The 22,946-nt window shown below is 69.3% G+C and carries 19 protein-coding genes and 1 pseudogene; 8 read left to right on the top strand and 12 right to left on the bottom strand.

Translation table 11 applies throughout. The annotated features are described in order from the left end of the window. Positions 1-22 precede the first annotated feature (22 nt). From hutI to hutH, 5 genes are read right to left on the bottom strand one after another with little or no spacing between them, the layout of a single operon-like run. The gene (gene hutI / locus ACVK00_RS32990) at positions 23-1,246 is read right to left on the bottom strand and encodes an imidazolonepropionase (protein ID WP_284898874.1); all 1,224 of its coding nucleotides are present in this window, start codon (positions 1,244-1,246) and stop codon (positions 23-25) included. Positions 1,247-1,250: 4 nt separating this feature from the next. Further along, positions 1,251-1,889 carry a HutD/Ves family protein gene (locus tag ACVK00_RS32985; RefSeq protein ID WP_284898872.1) on the bottom strand — a complete coding sequence of 213 codons (639 nt, stop codon included), beginning with the start codon at positions 1,887-1,889 and terminating at the stop codon, positions 1,251-1,253. Positions 1,890-1,891: 2 nt separating this feature from the next. Beyond that, positions 1,892-3,580: a urocanate hydratase gene (hutU, locus tag ACVK00_RS32980; protein WP_166725203.1), complete on the bottom strand. Its 1,689-nt coding sequence runs from the start codon at positions 3,578-3,580 to the stop codon at positions 1,892-1,894. A gap of 38 nt (positions 3,581-3,618) precedes the next feature. Beyond that, positions 3,619-4,314 carry a histidine utilization repressor gene (gene hutC / locus ACVK00_RS32975; RefSeq protein WP_006754586.1) on the bottom strand — a complete coding sequence of 232 codons (696 nt, stop codon included), beginning with the start codon at positions 4,312-4,314 and terminating at the stop codon, positions 3,619-3,621. Positions 4,315-4,318: 4 nt separating this feature from the next. After that, the gene (gene hutH, locus ACVK00_RS32970) at positions 4,319-5,842 is read right to left on the bottom strand and encodes a histidine ammonia-lyase (protein ID WP_284898871.1); all 1,524 of its coding nucleotides are present in this window, start codon (positions 5,840-5,842) and stop codon (positions 4,319-4,321) included. Between the two features lie 226 nt (positions 5,843-6,068). Between hutH and ACVK00_RS32965 the strand changes: the two genes are divergently transcribed. Then, positions 6,069-6,989 (top strand): glutamate/aspartate ABC transporter substrate-binding protein, encoded by a 921-nt coding sequence (locus tag ACVK00_RS32965; protein WP_175670762.1) that lies wholly within the window; start codon positions 6,069-6,071, stop codon positions 6,987-6,989. 21 nt (positions 6,990-7,010) lie between these two features. On the opposite strand, the gene ACVK00_RS32960 is transcribed toward ACVK00_RS32965, so the two are convergent. After that, the gene (locus tag ACVK00_RS32960; protein WP_228904906.1) at positions 7,011-7,766 is read right to left on the bottom strand and encodes a 4'-phosphopantetheinyl transferase family protein; all 756 of its coding nucleotides are present in this window, start codon (positions 7,764-7,766) and stop codon (positions 7,011-7,013) included. Between the two features lie 142 nt (positions 7,767-7,908). After that, positions 7,909-8,958: an alpha/beta hydrolase family protein gene (locus ACVK00_RS32955; RefSeq protein WP_228904908.1), complete on the bottom strand. Its 1,050-nt coding sequence runs from the start codon at positions 8,956-8,958 to the stop codon at positions 7,909-7,911. Between the two features lie 118 nt (positions 8,959-9,076). Here ACVK00_RS32955 and ACVK00_RS32950 point away from each other — a divergent pair, with 118 nt between their 5' ends. The 3 genes from ACVK00_RS32950 (at position 9,077) to ACVK00_RS32940 (ending at position 11,676) form a co-directional block, all read left to right on the top strand. Then, on the top strand, positions 9,077-10,018 hold the full coding sequence (locus tag ACVK00_RS32950; RefSeq protein WP_284898867.1) for a LysR substrate-binding domain-containing protein: 942 nt from the start codon (positions 9,077-9,079) through the stop codon (positions 10,016-10,018). A gap of 312 nt (positions 10,019-10,330) precedes the next feature. Then, complete coding sequence (locus ACVK00_RS32945; RefSeq protein ID WP_284898865.1) at positions 10,331-11,563, top strand: MFS transporter; 1,233 nt, start codon at positions 10,331-10,333, stop codon at positions 11,561-11,563. Then, complete coding sequence (locus ACVK00_RS32940; RefSeq protein ID WP_284898864.1) at positions 11,554-11,676, top strand: hypothetical protein; 123 nt, start codon at positions 11,554-11,556, stop codon at positions 11,674-11,676. The genes ACVK00_RS32945 and ACVK00_RS32940 overlap by 10 nt, the downstream gene beginning before the upstream one ends. Positions 11,677-11,685: 9 nt before the next feature. Here ACVK00_RS32940 and ACVK00_RS32935 read toward each other — a convergent pair whose 3' ends face one another. Then, the gene (locus ACVK00_RS32935; protein ID WP_284898863.1) at positions 11,686-13,188 is read right to left on the bottom strand and encodes a cryptochrome/photolyase family protein; all 1,503 of its coding nucleotides are present in this window, start codon (positions 13,186-13,188) and stop codon (positions 11,686-11,688) included. A gap of 380 nt (positions 13,189-13,568) precedes the next feature. On the opposite strand from ACVK00_RS32935, the gene ACVK00_RS32930 reads away from it, so the two are divergent. Then, on the top strand, positions 13,569-14,048 hold the full coding sequence (locus ACVK00_RS32930) for an SRPBCC domain-containing protein (protein WP_284898861.1): 480 nt from the start codon (positions 13,569-13,571) through the stop codon (positions 14,046-14,048). Between the two features lie 141 nt (positions 14,049-14,189). Here ACVK00_RS32930 and ACVK00_RS32925 read toward each other — a convergent pair whose 3' ends face one another. From ACVK00_RS32925 to ACVK00_RS32910, 4 genes are read right to left on the bottom strand one after another with little or no spacing between them, the layout of a single operon-like run. Then, a complete protein-coding gene (locus tag ACVK00_RS32925; RefSeq protein ID WP_284898858.1) occupies positions 14,190-15,170 on the bottom strand; it encodes an acetyltransferase in 981 nt (326 codons plus the stop codon). A 17-nt stretch (positions 15,171-15,187) separates the two neighbouring features. After that, on the bottom strand, positions 15,188-15,979 hold the full coding sequence (locus ACVK00_RS32920) for an SDR family oxidoreductase (protein WP_228904918.1): 792 nt from the start codon (positions 15,977-15,979) through the stop codon (positions 15,188-15,190). A 40-nt stretch (positions 15,980-16,019) separates the two neighbouring features. Continuing rightward, positions 16,020-17,213, bottom strand: a complete 1,194-nt coding sequence (locus ACVK00_RS32915) for a sulfotransferase family protein (RefSeq protein ID WP_284898854.1) — start codon at positions 17,211-17,213, stop codon at positions 16,020-16,022. Beyond that, complete coding sequence (locus ACVK00_RS32910; protein ID WP_284898851.1) at positions 17,210-18,319, bottom strand: DUF1214 domain-containing protein; 1,110 nt, start codon at positions 18,317-18,319, stop codon at positions 17,210-17,212. Before ACVK00_RS32910 ends, ACVK00_RS32915 begins: the two co-directional genes overlap by 4 nt. Positions 18,320-18,508: 189 nt before the next feature. On the opposite strand from ACVK00_RS32910, the pseudogene cysD reads away from it, so the two are divergent. The 3 genes and pseudogenes from cysD to ACVK00_RS32895 all read left to right on the top strand — a co-directional run. Continuing rightward, positions 18,509-19,429 (top strand): annotated as a pseudogene (gene cysD / locus ACVK00_RS32905) (sulfate adenylyltransferase subunit CysD); the annotation flags it as partial. Next, complete coding sequence (gene cysN, locus ACVK00_RS32900) at positions 19,429-21,342, top strand: sulfate adenylyltransferase subunit CysN (RefSeq protein WP_284898849.1); 1,914 nt, start codon at positions 19,429-19,431, stop codon at positions 21,340-21,342. The pseudogene cysD and the gene cysN, both read left to right, overlap by 1 nt. A gap of 150 nt (positions 21,343-21,492) precedes the next feature. Then, complete coding sequence (locus ACVK00_RS32895; RefSeq protein ID WP_228904925.1) at positions 21,493-22,680, top strand: helix-turn-helix transcriptional regulator; 1,188 nt, start codon at positions 21,493-21,495, stop codon at positions 22,678-22,680. Positions 22,681-22,946 lie beyond the last annotated feature (266 nt).

Here is a 22,946-nt window from a genome sequence, read left to right as displayed (position 1 = left end):
GTGAGTCTCGTCTCCTGCAAGGCTAGCCGTTCATCCGGCGAAACACCGTCGCACCGCTGCGCACGACCTGCTCGCACAGCGGGCGGCCGATCCAGTAAGCGAGCTCCGACAGCGAGCCGACCGACCAGACCGCGAAATCGGCCTGGCGACCGATCTCGAGCGCACCGTGCCGATCAGCACGGCCGAGCGCCGCGGCCGCATGGCGCGTCACGCCCTGCAGCACCTCGGGCACCGTCATCCGGAACAGCGTGCAGCCCATGTTCAGCGTCAGCAGCAGCGATTCGAGCGGCGACGTGCCGGGGTTGTGATCGGTCGCGAGCGCGATCGGCACGCCGTGCTTGCGCAGCAGCTCGATCGGCGGCAATTGCGTTTCGCGGATGAAGTAGTACGCGCCGGGCAACAGCACGGCGACCGTGCCGGCCGCCTTCATCGCCTCGATGCCGGCTTCGTCGAGAAATTCGAGGTGGTCGGCGGACAGCGCGCGATAACGCGCGGCAAGCGCGGTGCCGCCCGCGTTCGACAACTGCTCCGCGTGCAGCTTCACCGGCAGGCCGCGCCGCGTCGCGGCCTCGAACACGCGCTCGGTCTGCGCGAGCGAAAAGCCGATGCGCTCGCAGAACACGTCCACCGCGTCGACGAGGCCTTCGTCGGCCAGCGTCGGCAGCATCCGTTCGCACACTTCGTCGATGTATTCGTCCGCGCGGCCCGCATATTCCGGCGGCAGCGCGTGCGCGCCGAGGAACGTCGTGTAGACGGTGACCGGGAAGCGCTCGCCGAGCTCGCGCGCGACGCGCAGCATCTTGCGCTCGCTCGCGAGGTCGAGCCCGTAGCCCGACTTGATCTCGATCGCGCTCACGCCTTCCGCGAGCAGCGGCTGCAGACGTGCGGCGGCCTGCACGAACAGCGCCGTCTCGTCGGCCGCGCGCGTCGCGCGCACCGTCGACACGATCCCGCCGCCCTGCCGCGCGATCTCCTCGTAGCTGACGCCGGCGAGGCGCTGCGCGAACTCGTCGGCGCGCGTGCCGCCGTACACGAGGTGCGTGTGGCAGTCGACGAGGCCCGGCGTCACCCACGCGCCGTGCAGGTCTTCCCGCTGCCAGTGCGCGTAACCGTGCGGCAGCGCGGAGAACGCGCCGAGCCACACGATCGTGCCGGTTTCGTCGACGGCGATCGCCGCGTCGTCGATGGTTTCGTCGGGGTGGCCGTGCGGACACAGCCTCAGGTGATGCCAGACAGTCGGTTTCATGCGTTCAGTCTCGTTCGCCGACGGCGAGCGACACGGCGAGCAGCGCGCCGCCTCCGCTCACGACGACGTCAAACGCACGCTGCGGCCCGTCGAGCCGCAGCGTGTCCATTTCCTGCAGCGCGTAATGCGCGCCGTCGATCTCGACGCCAACTGCGCCGGTCGCGCAGAACAGCAGCACGGTATCGGCGCGCTCGACGCGGTGCGTGCCTTCGGGCCACACGTCGACGGTCCCGCGCGCGGCCGAGCGGCGCGTCATCAGGTTGAAGTCGCGGGTCGGGCCGTCATGCAGCGTCGCGTCGATCGCCGTTTCGCCGGCGAAATCCGCACGGGCGAGCGGCGCGTCGAGCACATGGCGCGCACCGCTCGCTTCCGTGAGCGTCATGCCCGCGCCGGACAGCAGCACGAGCGTGCGATCGATGCCGTCGAAACGCGAGAACGGCCCGGCCGCGTCGACGTTCGCGACGCTCACGCGCCATGCGAACGCATCGAGCGCGGCGCCCGGCAGCGCCCCGGAGGACGTTTCCCGAGGCGAAAATGCCGCGATTTCGCGCGTCACGCCACCGCCGTTCTTCCACGGCGACGCAACGAGATCCGCCGAGCGGATCATCGTTGCGTGCACCGGCGCCTGGTCGAGCGCCGTCATGCTCAGCGGCCGAGCATCGGCAGCTTCAGGCCGGCTTCGCGGGCCGTCTGCTGCGCGAGTTCATAGCCGGCATCCGCATGACGCATCACGCCCGTCGCCGGATCGTTCAGCAGCACGCGGCCGAGACGCTCGTGCGCTTCGGCGGTACCGTCGGCGACGATCACGACGCCCGAGTGCTGCGAGAAGCCCATCCCGACGCCGCCGCCATGGTGCAGCGACACCCACGATGCGCCGCCCGCGGTGTTCAGCAGTGCGTTCAGCAGCGGCCAGTCGCTCACGGCGTCCGAACCGTCCTTCATCGATTCCGTCTCGCGGTTCGGGCTCGCGACCGAACCGGTGTCGAGGTGGTCGCGGCCGATCACGATCGGGGCCTTCAGTTCGCCGTTCTTCACCATCTCGTTGAACGCCTGGCCGAGGCGATAGCGATCCTTCACGCCGACCCAGCAGATCCGCGCCGGCAGGCCCTGGAACGCGATGCGCTCGCGTGCCATGTCGAGCCAGTTGTGCAGGTGAGCGTCGTCGGGGATCAGCTCCTTCACCTTCTGGTCGGTCTTGTAGATGTCTTCCGGATCGCCCGACAGCGCGACCCAGCGGAACGGACCCTTGCCTTCGCAGAACAGCGGGCGGATATAGGCCGGCACGAAGCCCGGGAAATCGAATGCGTTCTCGACACCCATTTCCAGCGCCATCTGGCGGATGTTGTTGCCGTAGTCGAGCGTGGCCGCGCCGCGTTCCTGCAGCGTCAGCATCGCGCGCACCTGTTCGGCCATCGACTGCTTCGCGACCTTCACGATGCTTTGCGGATCGACCTTCTGCGCCTCGCGCCATTGCGCGACGGTCCAGCCTTGCGGCAGGTAGCCGTTGATCGGGTCGTGCGCGCTCGTCTGGTCGGTCACGCAATCCGGCGTGACGCCACGCTTGACGAGTTCCGCGAACACGTCGGCCGCGTTGCCGAGCAGGCCGATCGAGACCGGCTTGCCGGCGCGCTTCGCTTCGTCGATCATGCCGAGCGCTTCGTCGAGCGTCGTCGCCTTCTTGTCGACGTAGCGGGTCTTCAGGCGGAAGTCGATGCGCGTCTCGTCGCATTCGACCGCGATCATCGAGAAACCTGCCATCGTCGCGGCCAGCGGCTGCGCGCCGCCCATGCCGCCCAGGCCGCCCGTCAGGATCCAGCGGCCCGACGGGTCGCCGTTGAAATGCTGGTTCGCGACCGAGAAGAACGTCTCATAGGTGCCCTGCACGATCCCCTGGCTGCCGATGTAGATCCAGCTGCCGGCCGTCATCTGGCCGTACATCATCAGGCCCTTGCGGTCGAGCTCGTGGAAGTGATCCCAGTTCGCCCAGTGCGGCACGAGGTTCGAGTTCGCGAGCAGCACGCGCGGCGCATCCGTGTGCGTGCGGAACACGCCGACCGGCTTGCCCGACTGGATCAGCAGCGTTTCGTTGTCCTCGAGATCCTTCAGCGACGCGAGGATCTGGTCGTAGCATTCCCAGTTGCGCGCCGCGCGGCCGATGCCGCCGTACACGACGAGTGCGTGCGGATGCTCGGCGACTTCCGGATCCAGGTTGTTCTGGATCATCCGGTAGGCCGCTTCGGCCAGCCAGGTCTTGCAGACCTTCTCGCTGCCGCGCGGTGCGCGGATCGTGCGCGTCGGATCGAGACGGGGATCGATGTGTTTCGGATGGTTCATGACAACTGCTCCCGAAGGAAAGTGAAGATCAATTGGAATCAGAAATGCCCGGTGAAGCGATAACGACTGCCCGGGTGCCACAGATTCGCCACCGAGGCGACGACGCCCTGCGACCAGGTACGCCGATGTAAAACCAGACACGGCTCGACGTCGTCCATCCGCAACTGCTCGCGCCGCTCGGGCGCCGGAGCCGCCGCTTCGATCCGGTACTCGACGCGCTGCAGCGGGGCCGCGCGCATCAGGTACAGGTTCGGCGTCGTGTTCGTGAAATCCTGCTCGGCATAATCCGGCGCGACCGCCGGATTCACCCATCGTTCTTCGAGCTGGACGGGTTCGTCATTCTCGAAGTGCAACACCTGCGAATAAAACAGCTTTGCGCGCACGGCCATCTGCATCTCGTCGGCGAGCGCCTCGTCGGCGCGGATCGTGTCGAGGCCAAGCACGCTGGCGCGGTACGCATGCCCGCGCGCGTCGACCTCTTCCGAAATGCTGCGGATCGCGACGAGCGTCGACTCGTACTTCGGCCGCGCGACGTAGGTGCCCGCGCCCTTCATGCGCGTGAGCACCTGCTCGGCCGTCAACTCGCGCAACGCGCGGTTGACGGTCATGCGCGCGACCTTGAACTCGCGGGCCAGTTCGTTCTCGGAGGGCACCTGGTCGCCCTCCGCCCACTCGCCGGCGTGAATGCGGCCCAGGATGAAATCCTTGATCTCCTGGTAGACCGGCGCGCTCATGGGCTTACTGTTCCGATGCGAACGAGAACGGCGCGACCTTGGCGAACGCGCGCTCGCTGACGAGCTTCGCGATCACCGCGATGTCCGGTGCGAAGTAATGGTCGAGCTCGTAGTGCGCCACATGGCCGCGGATCGTTTCCATCACCGGCGCGAGCTTCGGGCTCGTGTGGTACGGCGCGCGCAGGTCGACGCCCTGCGCGGCGGCCAGCAGTTCGATCGCGAGGATGTACTTCGTGTTGTCCGCGATGTCGGCGAGCTTGCGCGCGGCGAAGGTCGCCATCGACACGTGGTCTTCCTGGTTCGCCGAGGTCGGCAGCGAATCGACCGATGCCGGATGCGCGAGCGTCTTGTTTTCCGAGGCCAGCGCGGCAGCCGTCACGTGGGCGATCATGAAGCCCGAGTTCACGCCGCCGTCCTTCACGAGGAACGGGGGCAGGCCCGACAGCGTCGCGTCGATCAGCAGCGCGATGCGGCGCTCGGCCAGCGCGCCGATTTCGGCCGCGGCGAGCGCGAGGTTGTCGGCCGCGAATGCGACGGGTTCAGCGTGGAAGTTGCCGCCCGACAGCACTTCGCCGGTATCCGGGAAGATCAGCGGGTTGTCCGACACGGCGTTCGCTTCGATCAGCAGCACGTCGGCCGCGTGGCGCATCTGGTCCAGGCACGCGCCCATCACCTGCGGCTGGCAGCGCAGGCTGTACGGATCCTGCACCTTGTCGCAGTCGAGGTGCGACTGGTTGATCGGCGAGCCGTCGAGCAGGTCGCGATACGACGCGGCCGCGTCGATCTGGCCGCGATGGCCGCGCAGCTCGTGGATGCGTGCGTCGAACGGCTTCACCGAGCCGGCTGCCGCGTCGACCGACAGCGCACCCGCGACGAGCGCGGTGCGGTACAGGTCTTCGATCGAGAACATGTTGTCGAGCGCCAGCGCCGTCGAGGCCTGCGTGCCGTTCAGCAGCGCGAGGCCTTCCTTCGCCTGCAGCGTCAGCGGCGCGAGGCCCGCGACGCGCAGACCATCGAGCGCGCTCGCGCGCTCGCCGCGGATGAACACTTCACCGACGCCGAGCAGCACGGCCGACATGTGCGCGAGCGGCGCGAGGTCGCCCGATGCGCCGACCGAGCCCTTCACCGGGATCAGCGGCAGCACGTCGGCGTTGAACAGCGTGATCAGCGCATCCATCACCTCGCGGCGGATGCCCGAGTGGCCGCGCCCGAGGCTCGACAGCTTCAGCGCCATCAGCAGGCGCACCGACGAGCGTGCCATCGGCTCGCCCACGCCGACCGCGTGCGACAGCACCAGGTTCTTCTGCAGCAGCTCGAGCTGGTCGTGCGGGATGTGCGTGCTGGCCAGGCGGCCGAAGCCCGTGTTGATGCCGTATGCCGGCTCGCCCTTCGCCGCGATGTCGGCGACGGCCTTCGCGCCGGCGTCGATCTTCGCGAAGCTCGCCGGGTCGAGCGTGAGCTGCACGGATTCGCGCGCGATCTTGCGCAGTTGCGGGAGGGTCAGGTGGCCGGGGGTCAACGTAATCATGTGAGCAATCCTGTCTAGACAAGTTCGGGATGGATTGCAGTGTAGCCATCGGAACTTGTCTAGACAACCCCGTTTTTAATGATTTCGACTTGGGAGTTTCCCTGATGTCGGGTGCGGCCCGCGGGAGTAGCCGGACAGGCTCCGCAATTAACATATGTTGCAATTATTTTGTCTTTGGCAACATACGAATCCGCACCTTCCTGCCATCCGCCTTCGGAGACCTGCCATGACCATCCCGCCCCGGTTGACCGCCCTTTTCGGCCGCAGCCTGCTCGTCGCCGCGTGCGCGCTCGCGTGCGGCGCGTCGCTTGCCGCGGAGCCGCTGTCCGGCACGCTCGAGAAGATCCGGCAGGCCGGCCTGATTTCGATCGGCCACCGCGAAACGTCGGTGCCGTTCTCCTACGTCGACGCGAGCGGCAAGGTGATCGGCTTCTCGCAGGACCTGTGCGATCGCGTGATCGCCGCCGTGAAGGCGCGCACCGGCAAGCCCGACCTGCAGGTGCGCTTCATCCCGGTCACGTCGCAGAACCGCATCCCGCTCGTGCAGAACGGCACCGTCGATCTCGAATGCGGGGTGACCACCAATCTCGCCGCGCGCCACGCGCAGGTCGCGTTCTCGACCACCTTCTTCGTCGCGACGACGCGCCTGCTCACGCGCACGAGCTCGGGCATCCGCGACTTCCCCGATCTCGCCGGCAAGACGGTCGTGACGAACCAGGGCACGACGTCCGAACGCCTGCTGCGCAAGATGAACGAGGAAAAGAAGCTGAACATGCAGATCATCAGCGCGAAGGACTACGGCGAAGGACGCCTCACGCTCGAATCGGGCCGCGCGGCCGCCTACATGATGGACGACGTGCTGCTCGCGGGCGTGCGCCAGCTCGCGGCGAAGCCGGCCGACTGGCAGATCGTCGGCACGCCGCAGTCGTCGGAAGCGTATGGATTCATGCTGCGCAAGGACGATCCGCAGTTCAAGGCGCTCGTCGACGGCGTGCTCGTGCAGCTGATGAAGAGCGGCGAGATCAATGCGCTGTACGACAAGTGGTTCATGAAGCCGGTGCCGCCGAAGGGGCTCGCGTTCGACTTCCCGATGAGCGACGTGATCAGGACGCGCTACGCGGCGCCGAACGACGCACCGCTCGAGTGAGCGCCGCGCGGTGACCTCGGCTCATGCGCGCGTCCACGCGACGCACGCCGCGTAGCCGGGCGCCGCGTCGAGCCAGAGCGCGTCGAACGCCGCCACGCCGGCCGCCGGCGCGCCCGGCTCGACGATCGTCGTCGCGGGCGTCGCCGCGTCGCGCGGCGGCACGACGGCGAACGCGCGCAGCCCACCGCCGATGCCGGTGCCGAGCGCCTTGAGCAGCGCCTCCTTCGCGGACCACACGCGCATGAACGCGTCGGCACGCGCGCCGGGCGGCAGGCCGTCGAGAAACGCGGCCTCGGCGGCCGCGCACACTTCGTCCGTCAGCGCGCGCCAGTCGGTCGTGCGGTTGCAGCTTTCGATATCGACGCCGACGCGCCCCGTCTCTGTCCATGCGATGAGCGCGTGATCGCCCGCGTGCGACACGTTGAAATCGAGCGATGCGCGATGCGCGGGATCCAGCGACGGCCGTCCCGATGCATCGACGACGATCGCGATATCGTTCGGCGCCAGATCGAGCGCCGCGCCGAGCACGTCGCGCAGCGCGGCGCGCGTCGCGGCGCTGCGCACCGCATCCTCGTGTCGAAGATAGCGCCCGGCACGCGCGCGCTCGGCGTCGCTCAATGCCGCATAGGCGGGCGACGCGAGCGGCACGCGCCAGTCGAAATCGATGCGCGCGACCTGCACGCCGGCACGCGACGCGGCAGGCGGCAGGTCGAGCAGGTGCACGCGCCATGCGCGCGACAGGTCGGCGGAAATCTCGGAATCGGGCGGAACGGACATCGGCACGCAGCAGGCAGTCGAATCAAACGTCCGATGTTAATCGATCGCGCCGGGTGCGGATCGATGCGTCGCGACCGGAATCGCCGGCAGCGGCAGGTGGCGCGGCCATCTGATCGACGCGGCCACCCGGTTGCGGGCGCGGTCAGCCTTGTGCGACGGCACCCGGCACGCCGCTTCCCGCCAGCCGCGCACGCTGCGCCGGATGGCGCGCGTGGACGTGGCCCGGCGCATCGGCCGGCAGCACGCCGTGTTGCAGCCAGTACAACGCGGCGGGCCACAGCGTGTCGGTGAAGCGGCTGTGGAAGAACGCAAAGTGGCCGATCGCATCGACGCCGATGTCGCGCGGCGCGATCCGCAGATGCGTGACGTCGCTGCCCGTGTAGTAGCCGACCAGCCGTTCGATCGCGTCGACCGTGCCGAAGCCGTCGTCTTCGAGGCCGATCGCGAGCATCGGCGCCGACAGCCGCGCGAAGCGGGTCGGCAACGCGGCGCGGCTCGCCGCGGTTTCGGCGAGCAGGCCATGCGTGTAGGCATCCTCGAAGCGCGGTTGCGCGCGCACCCACGACAGCGCGACGCCGCGCGGCGTGTCTTCCATCCAGCCGAGCCGTTTCGCGGGCACATAGCCGAACACGGCCGCGAGCGCCGGCATCGCGACGTGCCACTTCAACCACATGCGCCGCCGCTCTTGCGGCCGGTAGTCGCGCCAGTACGCATACTGCGCGCCGACGGTCACCACATGACGCACACACGCGTTCGACGCCGCGAGCCCGAGCACGCAGCCGCCGATGCTGTGCGCGACGACGTCGAGCGGCTGGCCCGCAAACGCGTCGCGCGCGTACTGCAGCGCGGCCTCGCAATCGAGCCGCCCCCAGTCGAGCCAGTTCGCGCGCAGCGTCGCGAGCCGCGCGGGGCGCGATCCGCCGATGCCGCGATAGTCGTAGACGAGCACGTCGCGCCCCTGCGCGAACAGCCACGCCGCGAAGCGGAAGTAATAGTCGCAGCGCACCGACGTCGCGCAATTGATGACCGTCACGGGCCGCCCGGCGCCACCGCCGCCGCCGCGATGGCGCCACACGTAGCCGCGCAACGCGTAGCCGTCGGCCGCGGTCAGCGTCACGGGCTGCGGCGGCAATACGCCCGCCGCTCGCTCGGCCGCGCGCGCCGTCCCGCCTGCTTCGTTCGAAATCGTCATCCTGTCTCCTGTGCGGCACCACCTGACGCGGCGCCCGCCCGTCGGCCAGCCTCCATTGAACTTGACGCGCCCGGCGTTCTCAACCAATCTTGCTGCTCCGTTCGCATGAGCCCTACGCATGTCAACGCCGCTCGTCCGTCTCCCGTCGCTGGACCTCGTGCGCGGCTTCGTCGCCGTCGGCCGCCGCATGAGCATCACGCTCGCCGCGCAGGACTTGTGCGTCACGCAGTCGGCCGTCAGCCGCCAGGTGCATGCGCTCGAAGCGCATCTCGGCGTCGCGCTGCTGCAGCGCGGCTATCGGAAGATCGCATTCACGCCCGAAGGCGAGCGGCTGTTCCGCGCCGCGGATGCGGCGCTGCTCAGCCTGCAGGACACCGTCGCGTCGCTCGCCGCCGCGCGCGAGCGCCAGCCCGTCACGATTACCGCGAGCATCGGCGTCACCGCGCTGTGGCTGCTGCCGCGACTCGGGCGCCTGCAGGCGCGCCTGCCCGAGGTCGACTTGCGCGTCGCCGCGAACGACAAGGTACTCGATTTGCGCGCGGAAGGCATCGACCTCGGGATCCGCTACTGCCCGCGCGAGCGCGCGCCGGCCGGCGCGGTGCGGCTGTTCGACGAGCTCGTCGTGCCGGTCGCGCACCCTGCGCTGGCCGCCCGGCCCGTCACCGACGCGGCCGTGATCGCGGACCACGTGCTGCTCGAATTCGACGGACCGCCGCAAACGCAGCTGCAATGGCGTGCGCACCTGCACGCAGCCGGGCTCGGCGACGCGCGCCCCAAGGGCGTGCTGCGCTTCAACCAGTACGACCAGGTGATCCACGCCGCGATCGCCGGCCAGGGCGTCGCGCTCGGACGGCTCGCGCTCGTCGCGCCGATGCTCGCCGACGGACGGCTCGCGGTGCTCGGCCCACGCTCGCAGGCGTCGTCGGATGCCTATGGCTATTGGCTGTTCCGGCACGATCCGGCACCGCGCCGCGAAGTCGCCGACGTGCGCGACTGGATTCTCGCCGAAGCGGCCGAGTGCGACGCGGCGATGCGCGCATACGACGTGGCGCAGCGGTAGCCGCGCGCGATTTTCCGCGTCGAGCCGATGCCGGCGCGGCGGCGATCGTTGTGCGACGGATCACGCCGCCGCAGGCGATGGACCGGCGCCGTAACAGCGCATCGGCCGCGTGTTGCGCCGGCCGCCTGCGCGGCAGCGGCTCCACGCACCCGGCCCGCACCGCCCTCCTCTCCGGCAGCGCGTCCGACCCGTCTCGCATTCCCTGCACGCATGCGAACCCGACCGAATGATCGCTTGAGCGACACCGCGACCGGATCGTCTAATCGGATCGAACGCGGCCGTCGCGCCGCCCGCATTCATCCGGAGACACGCATGACCCCGATCGAACGAGACGCCCGGCGCCGCTGGCTGCCGGTACTCGCAGGCGGCCTGATCATGGGCGCCGCGCTCGGCATCCGCCACGTGCAGGGCTTGTTCCTCGCGCCCGTCACGCTCGACCACGGCTGGTCGCGCGAAGCGTTCGGTCTCGCGCTCGCGCTGCAGAACCTGATCTGGGGCATCGCGCAGCCGTTGACCGGGATGATCGCCGACCGCTTCGGGTCGGTGCGCGTGATCGTCGCCGGCATGCTGCTGTACGCGGCCGGGCTCGTCGCGATGGCGCTGGCGGCGTCGATCGGCGTGTTCACGGCCGGCGCGGGGTTCGTGATCGGCATCGCGTTGTCGGGGTCGGCCTTCGCGTCGATCTACGGCGCGCTGAGCCGGCTGTTTCCGCCCGACCAGCGCGGCTGGGCGCTCGGCGTCGCCGGCGCGATCGGCGGGCTCGGCCAGTTCTGCATGGTGCCGGTCGCGCAGGTCCTGATCGGCGGCATCGGCTGGCAGCATGCATTCGTCGCGCTCGCCCTCGTCGCCGCGCTGCTCGCGCCGCTCGCCGTGCTGGTGCGCGATCGGCCCGCGCAGGCCGCGAGCCGTGCCGACGGCACCGACCAGTCGATCGCGGCGGCCGTGCGCGAAGCGTTCGCGCACCGCGGCTTCTGGCTGCTGAACGCCGGGTTCTTCGCGTGCGGGTTCCAGCTCGCGTTCATCGCGACCCACCTGCCGGCCTACCTGCTCGATCACGGGCTGCCCGCGCGCCATGCCAGCGTCGCGCTCGCGCTGATCGCGCTGACCAACGTGGCCGGTACCTACGCGTGCGGCCATCTCGGCGGCCTGCTGCGGCGCAAGTACGTGCTGTCCGTGCTGTACCTCGTGCGTGCGCTGGCGATGGCCGCGTTCGTTGCCGCGCCGTTGTCGCCCGCGAGCGTCTACGTGTTCGCGGCCGTGATGGGCTTCACGTGGCTCGGCACGGTGCCGCTGACCAACGGCGTGATCTCGCAGGTGTTCGGCGTGCGCTACATCGCGACGCTGTTCGGCTTCGTCTTCTTCGGGCACCAGCTCGGCAGCTTCTTCGGCGTGTGGCTCGGCGCGCTCGTGTACGACGCGACGCATTCGTACCTGCCGCTTTGGATCGGCTCGATCGCGCTCGGCGTGCTAGCCGCGCTGCTGCACCTGCCGATCGACGACGCGCGCATCGCGCGCCCCAGGTCGGCCAAGGCCGCATGGGCCTGATCCGTGCGGCGCTGGCCGCCGGCGTGCTCGCGTTCGTCGCGTGGTGCGGCGCGACCTACTTCGATTCGGGCATCGCGCTCGCGCTGCTCGAGCACGCGGCGTTCTGCAACTGACGCGGCACGTTACACCGCGCGCGGTTGACCGGCGGCGCTCGACTTCGGCAATGTGGCCAGCGCATCGAGCGCACGACGGCGCGCGCCGTCGTGATCGACGATCGGCGCCGGATAGTCGAGCCCGAGCCGCACGCCGGCCGCCGCCAGCTGCGCCGCGGACGCCTCCCAGGGCGCATGAATCGCCGCCGCGTCGAGGCCCGCGAGTTCCGGCACCCAGCGGCGCACGTACACGCCCTGCGGGTCGAACTTCCGGCCCTGCGTCACCGGATTGAAGATGCGGAAATACGGCGCGGCGTCGGCCCCGCAGCCGGCCACCCATTGCCAGTTCGCCGGGTTGTTCGCGGCGTCCGCATCGACGAGCGTGTCGTGGAACCAGCGCTCGCCCGCCCGCCAGTCGATCAGCAGATGCTTGACGAGGAACGACGCGACGACCATCCGCACGCGGTTGTGCATCCAGCCGGTCGTCCACAGCTCGCGCATTCCCGCATCGACGAGCGGGTAGCCGGTGAGCCCGCGCTGCCATGCGCGCAGCGCGGCGGGATCGTCGCGCCACGGCATCGCGTCGAACTGCGCGCGAAAGTTGTCGGTCGCGAGCGCCGGGAAGTGATACAGCAGCGCGTGGCTGAATTCGCGCCAGCCGAGCTCGCTCAGGAATTTCTCGGCACCGGCCGCGCACGCCGCACCGCCCGCCTGTGCCGCCCCCTGCACCGCATGCCACACCTGTCGCGGCGACACGTTGCCGAAGCGCACGAACGGCGACAGCCGGCTCGTCGCGGGCTGGCCGGGTCGATCGCGTGTGTCGGCGTAGCCGGCCAGCGACTCGTTCACGAACGCATCGAGCCGCGCGTGCGCGCCGGCTTCGTCGGGTGCCGGCCACGCGTCGCGCAGACCGCCCGCCCAGTCCGGCGCGTGCGGGCGCAACGCGAGTGTGTCGAGCGCCAGCGCGCGTTCGCGCACGCCGGCCGGCCACGGATGAAACGCGATCCGCTCCGGTTCGGGCAGCGGCGCCGCCACCGTGCGATCGCGCCGCACCGCGCGCCAGTATGCGGTGAACACCTGGAACGGCGTACCGGCGCCCGTCATCACTTCCCACGGTTCGTTCAGCAGGCTGCCGTTGCTGCTCTCGACCTCGAGGCCGTGCGCCTTCAGCGACGCCTTCAACGCCGCATCGGCATCGCGCTGCGGCTGCGCGTAGCGGCGGTTCCAGTACACGGCCGCCGCGCCCGTGTCGTGCACGACGCGCTCGATCTCGCGCTGCGCATCGCCGCGCAACAGCAGCAGGCGTCCGCCATGACGCGCGAGCGCCGCGTCGAGTGCGGCGAGCGAGCCGTGCAGCCACCAGCGCGCCGCGCCGCCGAGCGCACGCCCCGCCCCCTCGCCCGTATCGTCGACATACACGCATACGAGCGGCCGGCCCGACGCGACTGCGCGCGTCAGCGCGGGCTGGTCGGTCACGCGCAGATCGTCGCGGAACCACACGACGGCAGGAGCAACGGACGACTTGGCTGACACGGGCACCTCGCGGCAGGAAATTGAAAGTGACCCGTATTGTCGCGGCAGGCTCGCGCGATGTCGATGCATGCAATGCATGCGGCGCGCGTGCGCGCATCGCGTGCCGACGCCGGATCGCCGGATCACCGGCCCGGTGAAACGCCTTAGTCCATTCCGACGATTCTTCGTCGCATGCGCCGGCCTACGCTCGATGTCGGGTTCGCCGCGACGCGCGACACGCGCCGGCCGCACACCGGTCACGCGCATCGCGCGACGCCGGTGCCCTGCTCGCCGGCGCCCGCGCGGACCGCTCCGTCCGTCGCAGTGCGTCCGGCCGTGCGGCCACGCAGTCCCGCAGTCCCGCAGTCCCGTCCTCATCATCAATCTCACCCGATACCGCCATGACCAAACCAGCCAATCTCGTCACCTCGATCACCGTCGCGATCGACGCGCCCGCTTCCGTCGTCTGGGAAGTGCTGACCGACTTCCCGCGCTACGGCGAATGGAACACGTTCTGCGTCGGCCTCGAAACGACCGGCCGAATCGGCGACTTCGTCCACATGCAGGTGCGCATTCCGGGCACGGAGACCGTCATTCCCGTCAACGAAATCCTCGTTGCCTGCGAGCCGGAACGCCTGCTGTCGTGGGAGCAGCGCCCGACCGACGACAACCGGGACGCCGCGCGCCGCGACCAGTACGTCGAAGCCGACGGCGCCGAACGCTGCCGCTACTTCACGACCGATCAGTTTCTCGGCATCAACGCGGAAACGATCATGCGCGAGCACGGCGGCTGGGTGAAACAGGGGTTCGACCAGTGCGCGCGGGACGTGAAGCAGCGCGCGGAAGCGCTGCACGCGGCGCGCGGGCGCTCGGGCGCGTGACGGAAAGCAACCGATGCGGGGTTCACGCGCGACGCGGCGATCGACTCTCGCGCGACGGACCTCGCCGACGCAACCGGCTGAGGCTGCGCGACGCGCGCGCCGTGGCATTGCAGCACGGCGCGCGCGTCGCAGGCCCGCGGGTCAGTCCAGACGGAACGCCGCTTCGAAACGCTCGGCGAACGCGTCGAAGTCGGCTTCCGGCAGATGGTTGATGCCGCCCGCGCGCTTGCGCCCGCCGCCGGTCGGGAAACCGCGGCAGAACTCGTCGGCGCCGAGCGGCCTGTCGTCGGGCACGCGCACGCTGACCACGAGCCCGCCCTGCGCACGCGGCGACAGCACCGCAAGCGCCGCATGCGGCGCATTGCGCATCCGTTCGTTCGCGAGCATCCCCGACACGCGCCGCGCCCACGGTTGATCCGGCATCCTGATCAGCGTCGCGCCCGGCACGTCGCGCAGCGGCACGAGCGCGCATGCCCGCGCCATGTCGTCGCGATAGCCGTCGCGCAGCGCGGCGAACACCGGCGTGTCGCGCACGAAGTCGAGCGGATCGACGCACGGCAGCATCGCATCGGCCAGCACCGCCGGATCGAAATGCAGGTCGCCGACGCAGTCGCCGTACGCGTTGTAGTTCAGGTAGAGCCCGAGCTCGGCCAGCGTGCAGCGTTCGGCTTCGTCGATTCCGTATTCGCGGGCGAGCGCGTCGCCAAGCGCCGGCAGTTCGTCGCCGAACGCCGCGACGATCGCCCAGCGCACGTGCCGGCCGCCGAGATAGCGGTTCACGAGCGCGCTCGTGCAGATGTCGGCGGCCGTGTCGATATACGCATCGAAACGCGGATCGCCGGGCAACGCGCCCGCGAAGTGATGATCGAAGTAGCGAACCGCGGCGCCGTCGCGCAGCAGCCGCGCGCATGCGTCGCGGTTCTGGTCGTGCGACACGTCGAGCACGGTCACGCGATCGCCGGCCCGCGCGTCGATTCGCTCGAGCAGCTTGATGTCGCGCTTCACGCCCGTCACGAGCGTGCCGCCCGCGCCCTCCGCGAGCCGCAGCTGTTGCAGCGCGCAGAGGCCGTCCGCGTCGCCGTTGAACGCGAAGAAATGCCGTGCCTGTCGAGTTTCCTGCATGATTCGCTGCTCCCTCCTCAGGGCATGAAATCGCCGCCGTTCGCGTCCAGCGTCGCACCGGTCACCGCGTTCGCATAATCCGACGCAAGGAACAGCGCCGCGCGCGCGCAGTCGTCGTCGGTCGGCAGCTTCGCGAGCGCGATGTTCGACGCGACCGGCGCGATGATCTCCTCCTCCGTCATCCCGTACTCGGCTGCCGCCTGCCGGAAATACGTCTGCGTCGGCACGCCCCACATCCACCCCATGTGGATGCTGTTCGCGCGGATCCCGTGCACGCCGAGCTCGCGCGCCAGATATTTTGCCGCAACCGCGAGCGCGCCCTTCGATACAGCGTAGCCCGATTCCCCTGCAAATGGCTTGCGAGTCGCTTGCGTGTTGATCATCACGATCGCGCCGCGCTTCTGCCGCTTCATGTGCGGCACGATTTCCTGCGTGAGCGTCATCGTGCCGAACACGTTGGTGTCGAACACCGCGCGCCAGCCGTCGAGATCGGCGTCCTCCACTGCCTCCGGAAACGTGCCGTGCACGAACGCGCTGTTCACGAGCGCGTCGATCCGGCCGAAGCGCTCGATCGCCAGCGTCGCGAGTTGCCGGCATTGCGCGCGCTCGGCGATGTCGGTGCGCACCTTCAGCACGTCGCACGCGACGCCGAGTGCGCCGATCCGTGCTTCCGCATCCTCGAGCTTCTCCATCGTGCGCGCCGCGACGACGACGCCGCGCGCGCCCTCGCGCGCCGCCTCGACGGCAAGCTTCACGCCGAGCCCCGGCCCGATCCCGGAAATCACGACGATCTTGTCCTTCAGCAACATGGGTTGTCTCCTGGTGATCGTTGGTCTCGCGGGCGCGCCGTCAGCCGGCCGCCTGCAGGTGCCGCGCGCGATACGCGGCGAAATCGTGCGCCAGTTGCGCAGCGGTGAAGCCGAAGCGCGCGATCGAATAGTCGTGCGCGGCGCGCTTGTCGCGGCCGTTACGCGCCATCCAGTCCGTCATCGCCGCGCGCTGCCGCGCATCGAGCGGCATGCCGGCAAAGCCGTACACGGCTTGCGCGACGCCGAGCGGATTCGACACGGTGTCCTCGAAACGCACGTCGAGAAATCGCTCGGCCGGCAGCGCGTCGCGCGCCGTCATCGCCGCGCCGACCGCACGCGCCATCCCCGCGTTCCACTGCGTGCCGACCGTGCGCGGATCCGGGTCGTCCGCGTACATCTGCCACAACGTGTGCGCCATGCTCGCCATCGACGGAATCGTCTGCGCCGGCTCGCGGTGCGTGAGCACCACCTGCGCCCGCGGGAACACGCGGCACAGCACGTCGAGCGCGTGCAGGTGCTGCGGCGTCTTGAGCAGCCAGCGCTCGGCCGGCGCGACGCCGCGCCGCGCCTTCTGCCACTGCAGGAACTGCAGCATCCGCTTCAGGTACGTATAGACCGGCGTCAGGTCCTGCTTCGCGAGCCACGCCGTATACGTCGGCACGTTCGCGTACGAATCCATCGCGCACACGAACGCGTGCTCCATCAGCATGAACTCCTCGTCGGCGAGCATCGCGTCGAGCGGATGAATGGCCAGGATCTGCGGAATGCAGTCGATCATCATCGCGACCTCCGCCTGCGCGCGCGCGATGCGCACGGTCGGTGCGTCGAGCGTCTCGCCGGCGAGCGGCGCCGGATAGCGCGTTTCCCACCACGCGGCGGAATAAAAGCGCGGATCGACGGCGAGCAGCCGCTGCAGCAGTGTCGTGCCGGTGCGCGGCAGCCCGACGATCACGAGCGGATCGTCGATCGCGATGTCGGCGATCTCCGGATGGCGGCGGCCGTAGTACTCGACGACGAGCCGGTTCACGAGCTGGCCGACGAGCTTCTCGCGCATCATCTCCGCGCCGCGCGCGGACAGCTTCGCTTCGTCGATCAGCGATGCGCACATCACGTCGAGCGCCTCGCGATACGGCCCGTCGCCGAACGCGGTGAGCCCGCCCGTGCGCGACACGGCCTCGGCGATCAACCCGTCGGCGTTAAGCTGCGCGCGGATCTGGTCGAGTGGCGCGTTCATGCCGCCGCCTGCAACGTGGCGAGCTTGACGACGCGCGTGCGCGGATGCACCGGCTGCGCGGCCCCGACCCAGCGCCAGCAGATCGTGCCGGTGCGATGCCCGGCCGTATCGAGCCAGTTCGCGTCACCCAGCCGCGACGCGGCGACCACCACCGTCACGCCGCCGTCGGCATTCAGCCGCGCGCCGTGCTTGTTCACGCAGATGTCGAAGTGCCGGTAGTCAAGCGACTCCATCCAGTAGTTGTTGAGCTGCACGTTCCAGAAGTCGCAGTCGGGCACCGTGTCGACGTCGATCACGAGCGCCTCGTCCTCGGCCAGCGACCAGCACGAGTGGTAGTAGTAGATGTTCGGATCGCCGCCGACCGACTGGCACAGCGCCTGATCGGCGGGCGGCAGCGCGTTCACGTGCGACCCGTAGCTCGCGGCCCAGTCGGCGAACAGCTTCGACGTCTGCTCGACGAACCGCGCGGCGCGCGTGAGGCCGCCCTGCAGCACGAGCGGGTCGAGCGGCGCCGGACGATCGTGCGCGCCGATGCGCTCGATCTTCAACTGCGCCGGCGTCTCCGCGCGCCGGTCGAGGAAGGTCTGGCGCACCAGCAGCGCGTTCGTGTCCGGCTCCATGCGCACCCAATTGCCCGCGCGCGGCGTCTCGCTCAGCACGATCTCGAAGCTGCCGTCCGGTGCGAGCTCGAGTTGCTTCGCATCGAGAAAGCCGGTCTGCAGCATCTTGCCGTCCGTCTCGTAGCCGCCCTTCTGCGTGCCGAAGCTCAGGTACGCGACCGTGCCGCGCCGCCCCGTCACGCGATATTCGCAGCGGCCGTCGAGGCGCGCGTACTGGTACAGGTTGTCGGGATTGTCGGCGCCGATCTTCGCGGTCTCGTGCGACGGCGAGAAGAAGCCGGGCCACGCGCCGTCCGCGAACTCGACGTGCATCTCGAGCGCGATGCGCATCAGCCGGCTCAGGTAGCGGAACCCTTCCGCGCGCGTGAGCGGATCGTCCGGCGCCTCGGCGCGCAGGATCTGCTGGCCGCTGCGTTTCAGGGTGTCGCAGAAATCGGCCCAGGTCTGGCCCGAAAGCAATTGCGTGGCACGTGTGTCGTCCGTCATGTGTCGTCTCCGCCGATGGTCGAGCGCTCACCTTAAGCGAGCGCCGCGCGCACCACTTCGTCCGGGTGGACTAAGGAAAGATCCGCTGCGCGAGCGCACCGCGGTTTAGTCCACCCGGACGAAGAACGGCCTCCCCTCGCTCGATACCGTTGGCGTCATGCACGAAACGCCGCACATGTCGCGCGGCGCCGGCATGAAACAAGGAGACGAACGATGTTGACCCACTTGGAGCGACTGGAGGCCGAAAGCATCCACATCATGCGCGAGGTGGTCGCGGAAAGCGAAAACCCGGTGATGCTCTATTCGATCGGCAAGGACAGCTCGGTCATGCTGCATCTCGCGATGAAGGCGTTCTACCCGGCGAAGCCGCCCTTTGCGCTGCTGCATGTCGATACGACGTGGAAGTTCCGCGAGATGATCGCGTTTCGCGACGAGACGGTCGCGCGCCTCGGCCTCGACCTGCGCGTGCACGTGAATCCCGACGGCGTGTCGAACGGCATCAATCCGTTCACGCACGGCTCGGCCGTGCACACCGACGTGTGGAAAACCCAGGGACTCAAGCAGGCGCTCGACCACTACGGCTTCGACGCCGCATTCGGCGGCGCGCGCCGCGACGAGGAGAAGTCCCGCGCGAAGGAGCGCATCGTGTCGCTGCGCTCGGAACAGCACCGCTGGGACCCGAAGCGCCAGCGCCCCGAACTCTGGTCGCTCTACAACGCGCGCAAGCGCAAGGGCGAAAGCCTGCGCGTGTTCCCGATCTCCAACTGGACCGAGCTCGACATCTGGCAGTACATCCAGCTGCACGATATTCCGATCGTGCCGCTCTACTACGCGAAGGAGCGGCCCGTGGTCGAGCGCGACGGCGCGCTGATCATGGTCGACGACGAACGCCTGCCGCTGCGCGAAGGCGAAGTGCCGCAGATGCGCAAGGTGCGCTTTCGCACGCTCGGCTGCTATCCGCTGACGGGCGCGATCGACAGCGACGCGACTTCGCTCGACGACATCGTGCAGGAGATGCGCGACACGCGCACGTCCGAGCGCCAGGGACGGCTGATCGACAGCGATTCGGCCGGTTCGATGGAAAAGAAGAAACAGGAGGGCTATTTCTGATGGCACACGTTCTCACCGCGCCCGACACGCGCGCGCAAGCGACACCCGACATGCATGCCGACGCTGCACCGACGCAGGACCTGCTGCGCTTCATCACCTGCGGCAGCGTCGACGACGGCAAGAGCACGCTGATCGGTCGCCTGCTCTACGAATCGAACATGCTGTTCGACGACCAGCTGACCCAGCTCGAGGCCGATTCGAAGAAGGTCGGCACGCAAGGCGGCGAACTCGATTTCGCGCTGCTCGTCGACGGTCTGTCGGCCGAGCGCGAACAGGGCATCACGATCGACGTCGCGTACCGCTTTTTCGCCACCGCGCGACGCAAGTTCATCGTCGCCGATACCCCCGGCCACGAACAGTACACGCGCAACATGATCACCGGCGCGTCGACCGCCGATCTCGCGGTGATCCTGATCGACGCACGCAAGGGCCTGCTCACGCAGACGCGCCGCCACAGCCACCTCGTCGCGCTGATCGGCATCAAGCGCGTGGTGCTCGCGATCAACAAGATGGATCTGGTCGACTACGACCGCGCCGTGTTCGAGCGCATCGACGCCGACTATCGCGCGTTCGCGGCCGAACTCGGTCTCGAGGAGATCGTCAGCATTCCGATGTCCGCGCTGCGCGGCGACAACGTGATCGCGCCGGGCACGCGGATGCCGTGGTACGCGGGCCCGACGCTGCTGCAGCATCTCGACACGCTGCCGATCGTCGAGCGCGTGACACGCGACGAACCATTCCGGCTGCCCGTGCAATGGGTCAACCGTCCGCACCTGAACTTCCGCGGCTACGCCGGCAGCATCGCGTCGGGCGAAGTCCGCGTCGGCGAACGCGTGCGCGTGCTGCCGTCCGGCAAGGAAAGCCGCGTCGCGTCGGTGATCACGACGGCCGGCGAAGCCGAGGTCGCGCGCGCCGGCGCAGCGGTGACGCTCACGCTCGTCGACGAAATCGACATCAGCCGCGGCGACATGATCGCGCGTGCCGACGCGCCGCCGGAGGTGGCCGACCAGTTCGAGGCGACGCTCGTGTGGATGCACGACGAACCGCTGCTGCCGGGCCGGCCGTATTTCGTGAAGCTCGGCACGCAGACGGTCGGCGCGACCTGCGCGACACCGAAGTACAAGATCGACGTGAACACGCGCGAGCATCTCGCCGCACGCACGCTCGCACTGAACGAGATCGGCGTGTGCAACCTGAGCTTCGACCGGCCGGTCGCGTTCGATCCGTACGACCGCAACCGCCACACGGGCGGCTTCATCGTGATCGACCGCTTCACCAACGACACGGTCGGTGCCGGCATGCTGCACTTCGCGCTGCGCCGCGCGCACAACGTGCACTGGCAGGCGGTCGACGTCGACCGCGACGCGCGCGCGGTGCAGAAAGCGCAGACGCCGCGCATCGTGTGGCTGACCGGGCTGTCGGGGGCGGGCAAGTCGACGATCGCGAACCTCGTCGAGCGTCGACTGCATGCGCTCGGCAAGCACACCTACCTGCTCGACGGCGACAACGTGCGGCACGGGCTCAACCGCGATCTCGGCTTCACCGAGGCCGATCGCGTGGAGAACATCCGGCGCGTGGCCGAGGTCGCGCGGCTGATGCTCGATGCCGGGCTCGTCACGCTCGTGTCGTTCATCTCGCCGTTCCGCGCGGAACGCGACATGGCCCGCGCGTTGGTCGGCCCCGACGAGTTCGTCGAAGTGTTCGTCGACACGCCGCTCGCGATCGCCGAGGAACGCGATCCGAAGGGCCTGTACAAGAAGGCGCGCCGGGGCGAGCTGAAGCACTTCACGGGCATCGACTCGCCGTACGAGCCGCCCGCGCGGCCCGAGCTGCGCATCGATACGGTGGCCGAGTCGCCGGAAGCGGCGGCGGAGCGCATCGTCGCGTACCTGCTGCGCGAGCGCGCGGCATAAGCGACGTAAGCGGCATAAGCACGCTCGGGCAGCACAAGCGCCGCCGCATAGCCACGGCCCGCGTCGTCTACTCCGTTCGGATGACGCGGGCCGCTGGCCGGTCGGTATGCTGGGTCGGCAGCATTCACCCCGACCCAGGAGAACACGAGCATGCGGATCGCGCTGGCGCCCGGCGACACGGCCGCGCACGACGGTTTCGACGACGCGGCGTGGACGGCACGCGAACTCAGCGCGTGGCTCGGGCTCGTCTATCAGGGGCCGTCCGAAACGACGCCGTGGGCGGACTTCCTCGAAGCGATGCGCGTGCGGCTCGACGCGAGCTTCACGACGCTCGTGCTGCGCAACCCCGGCGGCTCGCGGCGCGGGCTCATCATCAACGCATCGGCCCACGGCCCGCTGCTGCCCGGCGAGCCGTCGTACAGCGAGCAGTTCTACGCGCTGTGCCCGTTTCTCGACCAGCCGCCCGGCCAGGTGTTCACGGCCGACGCGCTGTTCGGCGCCGCCCGATGGTGCGCGCACGATTTCTACCGGCAGTACCTGCAACCGCTCGACCTGCGCTTCATCCTCGGTGCGGTTCTGCGCGGCGAGGGCGGCGTCGAGTGCGCGTTCTTCGTGAGCCGCGCGCATCACGGCCGCGATTTCGACGCGGCCGAACGCGCGCAGGTCGCGACGCTGCTGCCGCATCTGCAGCGCGCGGTCGAGCTGCATGCGGCGCTCGACGTGCTCGACGCCGAGCGCGCGCTGTACGCGGGCGCCGTCGACAGGCTCGACGTCGGCACCGCGATCCTCGACGAGGACGGCCGTGTGATCAAGCACAACCGCATCGCCGAGCGGCTGATCGAGCAGCAGGACGGCCTGTGCCTGCGCCAGGCGCGGCTCCATGCGTCGTGCCCGCTCGACGAGCGCCGGCTGCAGAAGGCGCTGCAGGCCACGCTCGAGCATTTCCGCGCGGGCGCGCTCGGGCGCATCGAGGCCACCACGCTGTCGCGCCCCGGCGGCGCGATGCCGTTGAACGTGCTGCTGCGCCCGCTCGCGCCGTATCACGGCGCGCAGGACCGCCAGCACCGGCCGGCCGTCGCGGTGTTCGTCCGCGATCCGGCGTCGTCGCCGCAGACCTCGCGCGACATGCTGCACCGGCTGTTTCGCCTCACGCCGATGGAAACCGAGATCGCGCTGCTGCTCGTCGACGGCCTGACACTCGACGAAGCGGCCGCCGCGACCGGCATCACGAAGAACACCGCCCGCGCGCACCTGCGCGGGATCTTCGCGAAGACGGGCGCGACGCGGCAGGCCGTGCTCGTGAAGACGCTGCTGAACAGCGTCGTGTCGATGGCGTAGCGGGCTGCGGGGGAACCCCGCCGGTTGCCCCGAGGCCGAAGCCCGCCGAAGCGCGGCGCCGCAGAGCCTGCCGAGCGCCGGCTGTCAGCCGGTGTTGGCGATCCCACGTCATACGTCATCAGATGTGATTGAACCCGTCGACGCCCTCATGATATTCCCCAATATTTGGGCATATTCGGGGTAAACCCGCGACGCCACGCCTGGTGCTCCGGCGTACCATGTCATACGACGACATACTACTCAAATCACCATCCTGACGCCGACGC

The organism is Burkholderia sp. PvR073 (genome assembly GCF_054055695.1).
This window is presented reverse-complemented; position numbering and strand designations above follow the sequence as displayed.